Origin of the sequence: Phormidium sp. FACHB-1136 (assembly GCF_014697375.1) — a bacterium.
Taxonomy (GTDB): domain Bacteria; phylum Cyanobacteriota; class Cyanobacteriia; order Phormidesmidales; family Phormidesmidaceae; genus Nodosilinea.
Genome location: NZ_JACJRS010000053.1, coordinates 1 through 14,608, shown reverse-complemented (window position 1 = coordinate 14,608; position 14,608 = coordinate 1). Strand labels below are relative to the sequence as shown.

The 14,608-nt window shown below is 57.6% G+C and carries 12 protein-coding genes and 2 pseudogenes; 8 read left to right on the top strand and 6 right to left on the bottom strand.

Annotated elements, in window-relative coordinates; all coding sequences use genetic code 11:
- Positions 1-306 precede the first annotated feature (306 nt).
- Entirely contained in the window at positions 307-981 is a 675-nt protein-coding gene (locus H6G62_RS16000) for a DUF2834 domain-containing protein (RefSeq protein ID WP_199325035.1), read from the bottom strand.
- A 630-nt stretch (positions 982-1,611) separates the two neighbouring features.
- Here H6G62_RS16000 and H6G62_RS15995 point away from each other — a divergent pair.
- Positions 1,612-2,601, top strand: a complete 990-nt coding sequence (locus tag H6G62_RS15995) for a pentapeptide repeat-containing protein (RefSeq protein ID WP_347239364.1) — start codon at positions 1,612-1,614, stop codon at positions 2,599-2,601.
- Here the strand turns inward: H6G62_RS15995 and H6G62_RS15990 are convergent.
- Positions 2,598-2,789 carry a hypothetical protein gene (locus H6G62_RS15990; protein ID WP_190496909.1) on the bottom strand — a complete coding sequence of 64 codons (192 nt, stop codon included), beginning with the start codon at positions 2,787-2,789 and terminating at the stop codon, positions 2,598-2,600. The two genes, H6G62_RS15995 and H6G62_RS15990, sit on opposite strands and share 4 nt — an antisense overlap.
- Before the next feature lie 289 nt (positions 2,790-3,078).
- Positions 3,079-3,609: a pentapeptide repeat-containing protein gene (locus H6G62_RS15985; protein WP_190496907.1), complete on the bottom strand. Its 531-nt coding sequence runs from the start codon at positions 3,607-3,609 to the stop codon at positions 3,079-3,081.
- Positions 3,610-4,072: 463 nt separating this feature from the next.
- On the opposite strand from H6G62_RS15985, the gene H6G62_RS15980 reads away from it, so the two are divergent.
- The 4 genes from H6G62_RS15980 (at position 4,073) to H6G62_RS15960 (ending at position 9,472) form a co-directional block, all read left to right on the top strand.
- Positions 4,073-5,113 carry a fatty acid desaturase gene (locus tag H6G62_RS15980; RefSeq protein ID WP_190496905.1) on the top strand — a complete coding sequence of 347 codons (1,041 nt, stop codon included), beginning with the start codon at positions 4,073-4,075 and terminating at the stop codon, positions 5,111-5,113.
- A 292-nt stretch (positions 5,114-5,405) separates the two neighbouring features.
- Positions 5,406-7,367, top strand: coding sequence for a DUF3747 domain-containing protein (locus H6G62_RS27395; RefSeq protein WP_199325033.1), 1,962 nt, complete (start codon positions 5,406-5,408; stop codon positions 7,365-7,367).
- Positions 7,368-7,509: 142 nt separating this feature from the next.
- Positions 7,510-8,016: a pentapeptide repeat-containing protein gene (locus H6G62_RS15965; protein WP_190496903.1), complete on the top strand. Its 507-nt coding sequence runs from the start codon at positions 7,510-7,512 to the stop codon at positions 8,014-8,016.
- Positions 8,017-8,119: 103 nt separating this feature from the next.
- Positions 8,120-9,472: an OB-fold nucleic acid binding domain-containing protein gene (locus H6G62_RS15960; protein ID WP_190496901.1), complete on the top strand. Its 1,353-nt coding sequence runs from the start codon at positions 8,120-8,122 to the stop codon at positions 9,470-9,472.
- On the opposite strand, the gene purQ is transcribed toward H6G62_RS15960, so the two are convergent.
- Together purQ and purS are read right to left on the bottom strand one after the other, a co-directional pair.
- Positions 9,473-10,174, bottom strand: a complete 702-nt coding sequence (purQ, locus tag H6G62_RS15955; protein ID WP_190496898.1) for a phosphoribosylformylglycinamidine synthase subunit PurQ — start codon at positions 10,172-10,174, stop codon at positions 9,473-9,475.
- A 201-nt stretch (positions 10,175-10,375) separates the two neighbouring features.
- Entirely contained in the window at positions 10,376-10,642 is a 267-nt protein-coding gene (gene purS, locus H6G62_RS15950; protein ID WP_190496896.1) for a phosphoribosylformylglycinamidine synthase subunit PurS, read from the bottom strand.
- Between the two features lie 114 nt (positions 10,643-10,756).
- Between purS and H6G62_RS15945 the strand changes: the two genes are divergently transcribed.
- From H6G62_RS15945 to H6G62_RS15935, 3 genes and pseudogenes are all read left to right on the top strand, one after another.
- Positions 10,757-11,152 carry a Fur family transcriptional regulator gene (locus H6G62_RS15945; RefSeq protein WP_190496895.1) on the top strand — a complete coding sequence of 132 codons (396 nt, stop codon included), beginning with the start codon at positions 10,757-10,759 and terminating at the stop codon, positions 11,150-11,152.
- Between the two features lie 388 nt (positions 11,153-11,540).
- Entirely contained in the window at positions 11,541-12,824 is a 1,284-nt protein-coding gene (gene eno / locus H6G62_RS15940) for a phosphopyruvate hydratase (RefSeq protein WP_190496893.1), read from the top strand.
- 396 nt (positions 12,825-13,220) lie between these two features.
- Positions 13,221-14,121, top strand: a pseudogene (locus tag H6G62_RS15935) (transposase).
- Between the two features lie 151 nt (positions 14,122-14,272).
- On the opposite strand, the pseudogene H6G62_RS27925 reads toward H6G62_RS15935, so the two are convergent.
- A pseudogene (locus tag H6G62_RS27925) lies at positions 14,273-14,608 on the bottom strand (hypothetical protein); the annotation flags it as partial.

Sequence of the window (14,608 nt, the reverse complement as noted above, 5' to 3'; positions counted from 1 at the left end):
TTGAGGTTTAGGGTTTGAAGTTTAAAGTCTGCGGTTAGTCGTCTACTAGGATGCGCCGCCCTATCGAGGATTCCATCCACTGAACAGCAATTCTCATTTTGGCAAATTGGCCGTTCGCCCTGAGCCTGTCGAAGGGTGAAAAGGCTTCGACTGTTCGACAGGCTCACAGCTCAGCCTGAGCGGTATTTTATTCGCCAGCCTAGTCATACTGAGAATTGCTGTCCCCTGAACATGACCTTGGCAGACTACCGATGATTTTACGTGGGATTGGGCGCGAATCCTAGCGATGCCAGGTGCCGATGGCGGCTAGATCTGGACTGGAGTAGCGACCTCGGCAGGGGCAAGACTCGCCTCTGGCAGGGGCGGACGCAGGGCCAAGTAGAGGGCGGCACCCACCAAAGGCAGGGCCAGCACCGCCGGAATAATCCACCGCTGATCGCCCAGGTTGCGCCGGGGTAGATCATCCACCAGCAGCACCGGAAACAGCCCCCACAGGGCACAAAAATCCAAGGTCATCACATGGACGAACCGGGAGGTCTGCCACTGATGCCAAAAGGCAGGCCAGTCACCCGCCAGCAGCCCCCAAACCAGGATTACCCCGGCGGCAACGGCGAGCCCCGCACCGAACATTCGACGCTCTAGGATCCGCACCAGGCGATCCGCTGGGCCAACCCAGGGCACTGGGGCACGCAGGGCTAGGTAGGGCAGCAGGGCAAAAGCCCCCACCGCAAAGGAGGCCACCACAAAGGGCCAAGCCCACAACCGCTGCCCCCGACCATCCACCAAAGCCACCGCAGCGTAGACCAGGGGCCAGACCCCCATGGCATTAAACACCGCAATCACAGCCGGGTTCAAACCGTCCCAAGCCCCGGTGGACAGGCGCAGGATCAGGTCGGCGGTGTCGGGCTGATCGGGGGGCGCAAGGAGAAACCCATACCCCACAAACCCCAGCCAGAGGACCACAAAAATGAGTCTTGCCATGATCTGATGACTGCTAAGTTTCAATCTGAAATATCAAACAAACTCAATATAGACTGACATCCACCGCAAAAACACCTAATCTTTAGATCAGGAGGTTTGGTTCCCATGGTCAGCAAATGTTAAAAGATATTTAATATTGCGCCAACTTGTTAATTTTCTCTCCCTTTTAATCTTCATTTGCTTCTATAGATCCAAGCTGCAAGGGTTTTCCTGCTCTAGACCTACCATTTATTTGCCCTAGCGCAGCATAGAATCTGGCATGAATCTGGGTTGTCTTTCAAAGCCATCAAGGTTTCTATCTAGCTGGAGAATAGCTACGGTATCGTCCGCCACAGACCAGAAGACCCCATCAAACAAGTGCCGATCTGTCGGGCTTTAACCCCATTGATTAATCTTCCCAATGGCTCAGATTTACCCCTCAATGTAGCTACTAACTCTCCCCTAGCCCCGATAGCTACTGACTGAAAATCTTAACTCTTTTAAACACTCATTAACATTTCTTGATTCTGCTTGTTGAATCGTCAGCGAAACGTTTAGCTATGCTCAAGCCCTTGTTGCCCGACAGTGATGCCCCCAAGGGCAACGGTACGCCACCGATTCTCTGTTCGCTGTCCTCATTTGGAAAAAACCGTGCCCACCACCACCCTTCGTGAGTCCGGTGCCGCTAGGACTTACCACCGTAGTACTATGAATATCCAGTACTTTCTCGAACTCTACGAAGCTGGCTACCGCGATTTCGTGGGTATTCAGTTGGCTGGGGTTGATCTGGCCCATCACATTTTGGTGGAGGTGAACCTCAGTCGTTCTAGCCTCAAGGGAGCCAACCTCAGCCGTTCTTTTTTGACCCAGGCGATCCTCGATGGCGCTAAGGCCAATTGGGCGAATTTTAGCTTTGCCAAAATGAGTAAAGCCAGCCTCGTCGGGGCCGACCTTACCAAGGCCAGCCTGCGGGGTGCGTTTTTGGTACAGGCCGACCTCTACAACGCCCAACTGAGCGGTGCGGATCTGTGTTACGTCAACCTGCGCAATGCCAACCTGCGGGGGGCCAACCTGTGTGGCGTCAACCTGAGTGGGGCCAACCTGCGGGGGGCCAATCTGCGGGAAGCCAACCTAGCCTGGGCCCACCTCACCGGGGTTCGGCTCAGCGGGGCCGACCTTGATCGCACCTGCCTTGCTGCCGTCAACCTGGAGGGGGCCTGGTTGAACGGCGTTGACCTCAGTGGTCTGGATCTGTCAGGGGTGAACCTCAAGGACGCCAAGCTGAACGGGGCCAACCTCGATCACGCCAACCTCAGTGCCGCCAACCTTTCCCACACCACCATGCGCGGCGTCTCCATGGTGGGGGCCAATCTCCATAACGCGAACCTCACGGGGGCCGTGATGTGGCACGGCAACCTCGACCAAGTCAACCTCTCCTGCGCCGACCTCACCCGCGCCCACCTCGGCGAAGCCTCCCTCCGGTCGGCCTGCGTGGAGGGGACAGAATTCACGGAATCCGTTCTTCCCACCGAAGCCAGAGCCTACCTTTATGCCACAGTCCAGGGCGAAACCCGATGGACTCGCCGCTCGGCCAAGGAAACCCTAGATCACTCAATGTTTATCGATAGGCTGCTGACCTAGTCCACCACCCGCAGACGCCCCTGCTGGATGGCCTCAAACACCCGCTGGGCCAGAGCTTGTTCCTGGCTGCTGATGTGGGCTTTGCCCAGCAAGGTTTGCATCAAGTCCTGCTGCACCTGACGGGTGATGCGACGATCCGCAAAGATTTGGTCAACAATGGCGGTGAGGGGACGGGTGGTCGTATTCATGGTCGGAAGGGAGGGAACTCTGATTGTTATCCCTACTATCGGCCCTGGGCTGTTTTTTTACTGTGACTCCCCTGCTTGGCCCCCTGTGATTTTTTCGGTGGTGCTAGGGTGATCGATGTGAGGCTTCGTTGTGCCCTAGATCACGTCATCCTAAATCCGACTGGCTTACCCCCGGTATCAGCGAACGAGGAGACTTCGCCCCTAGGGTTTGCCGGACTGGGAATCGGGGTTTTCTAGCCCAGATTTGGCATCACTCCGTCCTGCAATAGAAATCCAGATTCTAATACACCTAATGAATCCCCCAGGAAATCCAGCGGGATTCTCCGGTGGGAGGCGCATTGATGCCGCAGTGGCGCAGCAGATTGAGGTTGGCCCCGCCCAGTTCCGCCTCTGTCAGGTGGGTATCTTCCACCCAGGCGCTCACCAAGTTGGCATGGGTGAGGTTGGCTCCACTCAGGTTGACCTCGCACAGAATCGCCCCCCGTAGATCAGCCTGCTCTAGATTGGCGGTGCGGAGGTCAGCTTGGCGGAGGTCGGCTCCCACTAGGCTGGCCCGCCGTAGGTCGGCTCCGATCAAGTTCGTGTGCTTCAGGTTGGCCCCACTCAGGTCGGTTCCGGTTAGGTCGGCATCGGAGAGGTTGGCCCGCTCCAGGTTGGCGCGGGAGAGGTCAGCACCATCCAGAGCCACCTGGGAGAGATCGGCCCCTTGCAGGTCAATACCGCTCAGCTTGACCCCTCGTAGATCGACCCGATGCAGCCGCACCCCTGAAAAATTGCGGTCTCCTCGGTTGTACTCGTGCAAAAACTGTTGAACATCCATGGCAGCAGCCTCCCCAAGTCGGGAATTGGGTTACGAGAGAGACGGAATAGTGTAGACGCCCTAGGCTGGGCCAGCGGTTGCCTTAGATCCCACCGTCCCTAGTCTTTACTGAAAGGTAGCTCAGACTACATTTATTTTCCCCTACCCCCTTAGACTCTGGGAAGAATCGTTCATAGAACGCAAGGGTCATCGCTAAAGGGGTGGGCGACCTCGGTGCAACATGGTATAAGTGTGAAGGAATACTAAGTGCTCTCATTTGGTGTCTTCTTGCTCCGCCAGGTGCTCTACAGTCACGCTCGCAGCGGCTTCCATTCAGTCGTGCTCTCCCCGTACTGCTTGGCCATCCGGCGTATGCACTGTTCTTTTCCGACGAGGGAAGAACAGATTTTTTTTGGCAAATTTGTGTTCTGCAAAGTTGTTCTGCAAAGTTGCCTAGCCTTGTTCATTTCGTGGAGACCGTTCTTTGACTGCTACTGCTGAGCCTTCCGTTTCCCAAGCGGATGTAATTTCCTATCAAGACCTGACCCTGAAGCAGGTTGTCCAAAGCATTCCCAAAATTTATTTTCAGAAAGATCCCCGCAAAGCTTGGGCCTCCGTAGCCCTCACCGTAGCGGCGGTCATTGCGGGCTACACCGCTATCTATTTTTCACCTTGGTTTCTGCTACCCATCACCTGGTTTTTGACGGGCACGGCACTGACCGGGTTCTTTGTCATCGGCCACGACTGCGGCCACCGTTCTTTCTCTAACCGTCGCTGGGTGAATAATCTGGTGGGGCATCTGACCATGCTGCCGCTGATCTACCCCTTCCATAGCTGGCGGCTACTGCACGATATCCACCACCGCAACACCAACAATCTGGATATCGACAACGCCTGGACGCCCTGGACGGAGCAAGAATACACCGAGGCCAGCGGCTTCATGAAGGTGGTCTACCAAGGGATGCGAGGCTGGTTGTGGTGGCTGGCCTCCGTGGCTCACTGGGCCGTGCTGCACTTTAACCTCAACAACTTTGACCCCCGTGACCGGGCCAAAGTGAGCCGTTCCATTGCCGCCGTAGTTATTTTCTCGGCCCTCTTCTTCCCCACCCTATGGGCCGTGGCTGGGCCTTGGGGCATCGTCAAATACTGGCTGATGCCTTGGCTGGGCTACCACTTCTGGATGAGCACCTTCACCCTGGTACACCACACTATCCCCGAAATTCAGTTTCGCCCCGCTGCCACCTGGAACGAAGTAGAAGCTCAACTGGGCGGCACCCTCCACTGCGATTATCCCAAGTGGGTTGAGGTGCTGTGCCACGACATCAACGTCCATGTTCCCCACCATGTTTCAGTTGGCATTCCGTCCTACAATCTGCGGCCTGCCTACGCTTCTCTGAAGGAACAGTGGGGGCCACTGATGAAGGAAACCCGCTTCTCCTGGGATCTGATGAAAACCATTGCAGGTCGTTGCCACATCTACCACCCAGAGCGGGCCTACACCAGCTTCCGCCAGCTCAAACCCTAGGCTAAACCTAACCACCGTAGGGGCGAGGTCTCCTCGCCCTACCCTCGTCGCCGATCCCCACGGGTCGGCTTTTTGTTGGTCACCCAGTTCCCCACTCCCCATTCCCTAAAGACGCAGCAACCTCGCCCCTAACCGATTTCCCCTACGCAAGGACAATCGGTAAACTGCGACACTAGGATACGGCCATGGTAGGGTTAGCCCTGACAATCTGAGATAGGATAAGCGGCTCAGGTCTACCCTCGGCATTACCGAGCCCATCCTCCGCGTTCGCTCACACACTCACACCTCCGTTATGGCTCTTCTGACCCGTTCCCTGGTGCCCTTAGCGGCGACCGTTGCCGCCGCCTTGGCCGGACTCGTTACCCCCGCTACGGCCTCGGCCAATACCTTTGGCCAACAGCCCATTGACCCCAATTTGGTGATTCCCGTAGCCACGCCCATCCGCAATGGGGCGCTGTATAACCTGCTGATTTTGGAGCAGGTGCCCAACCGTCGCCAGTGCTGGCAGGAGCAGGCCCAGGAAGGCGGCCCCACGGTGGTCGATCCGCTGCTGCTGAATTTCGATTTTGTGGGATCCTGTGACCGCAAAACCGACAGCAATGGCTATTCGGTGCGCATCAACAGCGAGGATTTGGGAGTTCAGTATCGCCTGGAAATTGCCCAGCGCCAGGATGACCTAGTGCTGCTGGCCCGCCACAACCGGGATCGCAGTCTGGCTCCCATCGAAATTGGCCGTACCCAGGGCCGTGCCGATGGGCTGTTACGCATCCAGCTTAATCCGGGCTGGCAACTCACCCGCCGCCTCTTCAATGGCCAACCCACGGGCCACATCTACGTCACCCACGATGCCCCCCTCACCAACGTGGTAGTGGCCACGGCCCCTCTGTCACCGCTCTCGGCAACGGAAGCCCCGGCCCTGAGTGCCCCCCTCAATCCGACCCCCACCAGTTCCGCCACGCCGCCCGCTCCCTCTGCGCCCCTCAATCCGCCCCCAGTCAACCCCTCAACCACCCGACCAATTACCCCTCCCACGACGAGTCCCTCTGGCGGTGTTAACGTGCCCCCGCCCAGCCAGCCCAACCTGCCCACGGTGGTGGTGCGCCCCAACCCCGGTGTGACGCCCCCCGCCGCTAATTCGTCTGGGAACGCCCCAGGTATCGCCCAAAGGAACGCCCAGAGCGGCCAGTTTCGGGTCATTGTGCCCGTGACTGGCCCCGCCACACTGCCCCAGGTGCGGGCGGTGGAGCCCTCGGCCTTTCGGACAACCCTCAACGGCGAGGCGGTGGTGCAGGCGGGTGTCTTCCAAGACCAGCAGCGGGCGGAGGAACTGCGGCAACGTCTGGTGGCAGCGCGACTCCCAGCCCAGGTGGTCTCTGCTTCTGGTGGGGCCACCACGCCCACCACGCCCATCTCCACTCCGCCCCCCAACGCCACCCCCATTTCTAACCCGGCCCCTCCCCCCTCCAACGCCAGCCACTTTCGGGTGATTGTGCCGATCAGCAGCCCCGACACCCTGCAACAGGTGCGCAATGTGGAACCCGAAGCCTTTCGCACCACGGTGGAGGGTCAAAACGTCGTGCAGGTGGGGATATTTCGAGAACGGCAGCGGGCCGAGGAAGTGCGCCAGTCCTTAGCGGCGGCCAACCTTCCGGCCACGATTATGGCGGCGGCGGCTCCGGCGGCGGCGGCCACTCCAGTAATTCCCAATGTGCCCCGTGGCCAAACCATTGTGGTGATTGACCCCGGCCACGGTGGACGCGACCCTGGGGCAGTGGGCATCGGCGGCATTCAGGAAAAACAAATCAACACCACCATCTCCAACCGGGTGCAGCAGCGCTTGCAGGAGGCTGGGTTGACCGTATTGATGACCCGCCAGGGCGATCAGTGGGTGGATCTCGATGCCCGTGCCCAATTCGCGAACCAAGCGAGGGCCGATGTGTTTGTCAGCATCCACGCCAACGCCATCAGCATGTCTCGCCCAGAGGTGAATGGCCTAGAAACCTACTACCTGGCCAGCGGCGAACGGCTAGCCCGCAGCATCCACAACCGTGTTCTGAGTAATACCGATATGCGAGATCGGGGTGTACGGCAGGCTCGATTTTATGTGCTGCGCCACACTTCGATGCCCGCCGTGCTGGTGGAAACGGGCTTCGTCACCGGGGCAGAGGATGCGGCTCGGTTTCGCAATCCTGCCGCCGTCAACCAAATCGCCGACGGCATCGCCAGGGGCATTTTGGACTACCTGGGCCGTTGAGGGGAAACGATCATGGGCAAAATCGGGGGGCACCATGGCGTCACGAGAACTAGGGAACTGCTGTAACCCGCCACAAGTTCCTTTGCGATTGAGATAACCCTCGGTTGATAATAGGGTTATCTGCGTGTGAGGAAGTAAGCCGATGATTTCTGTGGTGTCAAGGCTGGTGGCGGTGGTGCTGGCGGGGCTGGTGCTGGTGCTGGGCGGGCTGGGGGGATCCTCGGTGGCCCTGGCCCAGGACAACACGGTGGACTATACCCTCACCGACCTCAGTTTTCGAGACTTTGCCGGACAGAACCTCTCTGGCACCTCCTTTGCGGCGGCAGAAATGCGGGAGGCCAACTTTGCCGAAGCCGACCTTAGCCGCACGATTTTAACCAAAGCCTCCTTTGTGCGGGCGAACCTGACGGCAGCGAATTTATCGGAAACCTTCGCGGATCGGGTGATTTTTGACGAGGCCGATCTGTCCAATGCCCGCTTTATCGATGCCCTGCTCACCAGCAGCAGCTTTCGGGATGTGAAAATTACCGGGGCCGACTTCTCTGGGGCGATTATCGACCGCTTCCAAATCGCCCAACTCTGCAAAATTGCCGACGGCACCAACCCCATCACCCAGGTGCCCACCCGCGATAGTCTGGGCTGTCGTTAGGGGATAGGCCCAACCCCGGATCTGGAACGGCGGGGGCATTGGCGCTATCCTAGGCACATGGGCCTCGGTTGCCTGCCCACAGATGGAGTTGGAGAAGCCCGCTATGGTGAAGATTGTTAGCCGTCAGTCCTTGGGGGTGCAGCCCGTCTACGATATCGGCGTGGCCCAGGATCACAACTTTCTGTTAGCCGATGGCACGGTGGCCTCGAACTGCTTTAATAAATCCCACTCCACCGCCTACGGGTTTGTGACGTTCCAAACCGCCTACCTCAAGGCCAACTACCCCGTGGAATACATGGCGGCGCTGCTGACCTCCAACAGCGGCGACCAGGACAAGGTGCAGATGCACATCGCCAACTGCATCGCCATGGGCATTGAGGTGCTGCCGCCAGACATCAACCGCTCTCTGGTGGACTTCACCCCCGAAGACCGCAACATTTTATTTGGCCTCTCGGCAGTGCGCAATGTGGGCCTAGGGGCCATTGAGTGTCTGATTAAGGAGCGGGAGAAGGACGGCCCGTTCAAATCCCTGGCGGAACTGTGCGACCGGATCGACCTCCATGCCGTCAACCGTCGGGCCTTAGAATCGCTGATTTTGGCGGGGGCGCTGGATAAAATCAACCCCAACCGCAACCAGTTGATGCAGCACCTAGGGCTCGTGATTGACTGGGCGCAAGGACGGGCGAAGGATCGCGAAATTGGCCAAGGCAACCTATTTGACATGATGTTGGGTGGGGGCGAAACGGCCTCTACCCCAGCCTCCGGTGGCCATGAGGGTATCCCGGAAGCCCCCAAGGTAGCGGACTTTGAAGACCAAGAAAAACTGCGCCAGGAAAAGGAAATCCTCGGCTTTTATATTTCCAACCATCCGCTCAAATCCGTGCAGCGTCCGGCCCGCGTTTTGGCCCCCATCAACCTAGCGGAACTGGGAGAACAGCCCGATAACGTCACCCTTAGCGCCATTGTGTTGCTGTCTTCGGTGAAGCCCGTGATGACCAAAAAAGGTGACCAGATGGCCATTGTGCAGATTGAAGATCTCACGGGACAGTCTGAATCTGTCGTCTTTCCCAAGTCCTTCGAGCGGATCAAGCAACACATCGTCGCTGACAAACGCCTGATGATTTGGGGCAAGGTAGACCGTCGGGACGACCGGGTGCAGTTCATCATTGACGACGCCGAACCCATCGAAGATGTGCGGATGGTGATGGTAGAACTGGATCCCAAGCTGGCCGGAGACATCGAACAACAGCACCGCCTGCGCAACGTCCTTCGTAACCACCAGGGCGAAGATCCCAAGTATGCCCGTGTGCCCGTCATCGCGGTTATCGGCACCAGCCAGCAGCGCCAGTTTGTCCGCCTAGGGGCTCAGTTCCGGGTCAACGATCCCGAAGCCGCCGTGAATGCTTTGGTTCAGGCCAACTTCAACGCCAAGGCTACGCCCCTAGTAGTAGCTTAGTTAAGCCATAACAGTGGTGCGGGCTTGCAGCAGACTTTGGAACATGGCCAACCCGTCGGTGCTGCCCAGGATGGCGTCAGCGGCGCGTTCGGGGTGGGGCATCAGGCCGAGCACATTGCCCTGGCGGTTGCAGATTCCGGCAATATTGTTGAGCGACCCGTTGGGATTGGCCCCATCGGTGACGTTGCCCTGGGCATCGCAGTAGCGCAAGACGACCTGTTGATGTTCCTCCAGTTCCGCCAAAGTGGCGGCATCGGCGTAGTAGCTGCCTTCGCCGTGGGCAATGGGTAGGGTGATCACTTGGCCCTGGCGGTAGCCCTCGGTAAAGGGCAAGGTGGTGCGTTCAATCCGCAGGGGCACCCGGTCGCAGATAAACTGCATATCCCGATTCCGCACCAAGGCACCGGGTAGCAGGCCCACCTCGGTCAAAATTTGGAAGCCGTTACAAATCCCCAGCACCCATTTGCCCTGGTTGGCGTGGGCCACCGTGGCCTGCATGGCCGGAGAAAACCGAGCAATCGCCCCACAGCGCAGATAGTCGCCGTAGCTAAAGCCCCCCGGCACTACTACCACATCCAGGTCACTGAGGTCGCTGTCCTCATGCCAAACCATGCGGGTCGGCTGACCCAGTAAATCGCGGGTGACGTAGGCCACATCACGGTCACAGTTGGCTCCAGGGAAAACAATTACGCCAAATTTCATCGGGGTGAAGGGGTAAGGGAATGGGGGGCGTTGCAGAGTGCATAACGCCAAGGCGAGACTAGCGTCAACGCGAAGTAATGCACCTCTGAGCAGCAATGTACGACTCTTTCGAGTTTTCTAATGAGTTTCTGATCGCTATCGAAAATCCCCAGATATCTCAACCAGAACCGTTGCCAACGAACGTCGCTAACGTGGACGGGCTTAGACCGGAACCGCTAGGATCTCCAACTCAAAGCGATAATTTTCAATCACGGGGTTGGCCAAAAGTTGATCACACATCCGGTCGATTTGCTGGCTAGCGGCGGCTTCGTCGGTGGCTTCTAGGCTGAGTTCGATGTACTTGCCGATGCGAATGGAATCAACATTGGTATAGCCCATGTGGGCCAAACCCGACTGCACCGCCGTCCCCGCCGGATCGAGCACCGACGGACGCAGGGTGACATAAATACGAGCGCTATACTGAGGCATGGCCGACTCCGCCACCGACTGAACTGAACAGATTGCGACCGAATAAATCGCGAACCAGCCCCATCCTACCCCATCCGTGGGTTGGTAGAATAAGGCCAGTACGAATGAGTAAGCATGGCGCGACGCACCCGCAGTCAAGAGAAGATTTTGTTGGCCCTCAAGGGCATGAGCCAACCCATCTCGGCCCAAGCGCTCTATATTGAAATGCGGCAGGAGGGGTCTACTCTGGGCCTTGCCACCATCTATCGCGCCCTAGATGCCCTGAAGTTGGAGGGGGCGGTGCAAATGCGGACTTTGCCCTCCGGGGAAGCCCTCTATAGTCTGCCCCAGGAAGACCGCCACCACCTCACCTGTTTGCAGTGCGGTATCTCCATCGCCATTGATGAATGCCCCGTCCACGCCCTAGAGCAGCAGCTTCACCAGACTCACCAGTTCAAAATTTTCTACCACACCCTAGAATTTTTCGGCCTTTGCCCCCAGTGCCAGGGTATTCTCTCCGCCACCTCCTAGGGGAAGGGCGGCTGGCAAGGGGCGCTTGTCAGGAGTTGGCAACATTTCTAAGTCTGCTTGGGTTTAGGAGTCTGGGGCTAGACGTCCAAGGCTCACAAAGGTTCCGCTGCGATCCTTAGGGGATTGTAAGCATTCCTGGTCCCTGAAACGATCTCCGCTACTATCCACCTAGGCGATGTGCCGAGAGCCGATCTGGGCTGTCTCCCCCAAGCAGACGCTTGACCGGAAGGCTCTCGACCGGATAATCGTTGCCAAGGGTGCGCGATTTCAGGGCTTTAACTCGGTAGGATACTACAGGTTTTCCCGCTGGGTTGCCGCTCCCTAGGTCTAGACCCCTGGGGCAATGGCCTCGAATCTCACTGGATTGAATCTCAATGGAGGAATAGTCATGGTTGCAATTGCGTCGGTACATGGGAGAGAAATCCTAGATTCTCGCGGTAATCCAACGATTGAGGTGGATGTGGTGCTGGAGGACGGTACCCTGGGTCGGGCGGCGGTGCCTTCGGGTGCGTCCACGGGCATTCGCGAAGCGGTGGAGCTGCGGGATGGCGATAAGGCCCGCTACGGCGGCAAGGGTGTCCTCAAAGCGGTGGCCAACGTCAACGACACCATTGCCCCTGCGGTGAAGGGCATGGATGCCGCTGATCTCGCCGCCGTGGATGGCAAGATGCTGGAGATGGACGGCACCGAAAACAAAGGCAACCTGGGTGCTAACGCCATCCTGGGCGTGTCCATGGCGGTGTCTCGTGCCGCTGCTACCTCCGCCGGGGTGCCCCTCTACGTCTCCCTAGGCAGTGCGGATTCTGCCCTGCTGCCCGTGCCCTGTTTCAACATCATCAACGGCGGTGCCCACGCCGACAACAGTGTGGACTTCCAGGAATTCATGATTGCCCCCGTGGGTGCCCCCAGCTTTTCCGAAGCCCTGCGCTACGGGGCCGAGGTCTACCACGCCCTAAAATCCGTCCTCAACAAAGCGGGCTACAGCACCGGGGTGGGCGACGAAGGCGGCTTTGCCCCCAACCTGAAGAGCAACGTGGAAGCCATTGAGGTGATTTTGCAGGGCATCGAAAAGGCCGGACTGCGCCCCGGCACCGACATCGCCATCGCCCTAGACCCCGCCGTTAGCGAACTCTACCAAGAGGACGGCAGCTACCTGTTCTACAAATCCGACCAAAGCCGCAAATCCTCCGACGAAATGATCGCCCTCTGGGAAAGCTGGGTGGATCAGTTCCCCATCGTCTCCATCGAAGACGGCCTGGGCGAGCAAGACTGGGAGGGCTGGAAGCTGATGACCCAGCGCCTCGGTAGCCGCATCCAACTGGTGGGCGACGATGCCTTTGTCACCAACCCCAGCATTATCGCCAAGGCCATCCAAGACGGCGTGGGCAACTCTACCCTGGTGAAGGTGAACCAAATCGGATCCATCACCGAAACCCTAGCCGCCATCAAAATGTCCCACGAGGCGGGCTACACCTGCATGGTCAGCCACCGCTCCGGCGAAACCCCCGACGACTTCATCGCCGATCTCGTCGTGGGCGCGATGACCGGACAAATCAAATCCGGTGCCCCCTGCCGAGGGGAGCGGCTCTCCAAATACAACCAACTCCTTCGCATTGAAGAGGAACTGGGCGGCAAAGCCAAATACGCCGGAACCAGCGCCTTCAAGCAGTAGGCTCATTTCTATGAATGACAGCGTTTCTGAGTCTGTTGAGATACTGTTAAACCGCCAGGATTCTGGTTGTATAACAGGTGTCAAAGTTGACCGATGCTCTACTAACTTAAGAAACGCTGTCATTCTTCCATTTAGAGCCACCATCGTTTTCTCTAAAAACGAGATAGGCTCGATACTAGAAACCTAACCCCAGTAGACTTCTCATCATCTCAGTCTCAACTATAGCGGAGTTCATTCGGGCGAGGTACGATCAAGGTAATAGAGGAAATGCAGAGCCGTGCTGGACCATCGCATTTCCGGTAGGAGGACTCATGAAAGCCTAAGCTGTTAGTCATCTAAAATACGCTGGCATGATCGCCATAAAATCCTTGCAGCAAGGGCTTTATAGAATCCACTATGCAATTTAGATACTCAACAGCTTACTCTCTTGACCTTCGAGAAAAGATCATGGATGCTCACATCATGGAGGGGGTATCGGTTCGGAAGGTGGCGAAACGGTTTAGGGTGGCGACGAGTTTTGTGGAAACGCTGTTGAAGCGGCTTCGAGAAGCGGGAGACATTCTGCCGAAGCCCCACGGGGGTGGACCTCAACCTAAACTCAAGGCCGAACAGATCGCCCTGGTGGCGACCTTAGTGGAAGCGGATAATGATGCGACCTTGTCGGAACTGTGTGACCAACTCGCCGCCGCCACGTCGATTCGGGTCAGTCGGTCCACGATGGGACGGGTGGTGAACGGGTTAGGATTCACGCGTAAAAAAAATCGCTGCACGCCACCGAGGCGGAGAGTCCTCGGGTTCAACAAGCCCGAGTTGAGTATTGGCAAAGGATTCGAGACATTGCCCCGGAGAATTTAGTCTTTATGGATGGGGCGGGGGTCAATGTCGCGATGGTTCGGTTGTACGCCAATGCCCTGAGTTTGCGAGGTCTGTTGGCTCCGTTGGCGGGGGGGCGATGGATGGCTTGACCTTTGAGGCGTATATCATCCGTCGAGTCGCCCCCAAGCTTTGGCCTGGGGCCGTACTGGTTGTCGATAATAGTCGTACCCATAAAGCCACGGACGAGGTGAAAGCGGCCCTTGAAGCGGTGGGTGCTCGACTCGTGTTTTTGCCCCCCTATTCCCCGGATTTCTCACCGATCGAGCCGTTCTGGTCGAAGGTCAAAAATCATTTGAATGCCCTTGGCGCACGCACCTATCAAACCTTAAAAGAAGCGATTGAATTGGCTTATGCTCAAGTTTCTTTAGAAGACATTCGCAACTGGTTTACAAAGGACTGCTACTGCACCTCATCCGAATGAGAACCGCTATAATCGGCGACATAGCAGTACGTGTGTATTTTGAACTCGATGCGATAAGTGCGTTGCTCATGCTGTTTCCGAGATGCCATAGCGGGTTCAGGATCGCGATTATGGGTGAAACGGACGTGACGGATGAGTTGCCAACCGTTCTCTAAAGCCGCTTTGACCCAATCCCAACCCATGCGAAAGTAGCTATTGCCGCGAAACCAATGGGGTCAACCCAGCGACGTTTGCCCGCAGCGACGACATCAACCCCTTGGGCGGTGACATAGAGGGTCGCGACGGCCAAGAGGAACCAAAGGCGAGAGAGGGCGCAAACCGAGCGAATCTCGGATTTTTGGAGATTCCAGCCATGAGACTGGTCATCGAGGAAGGCCTCCACCCTGCGGGAAGCTAAAGCTACGATATCAAAGCGCAAACTATATTCCTCGAAGGTGTGCAAGGCGGTGGGTTCATCACTGACGATGGCCCAAAACTCACCGTTGAC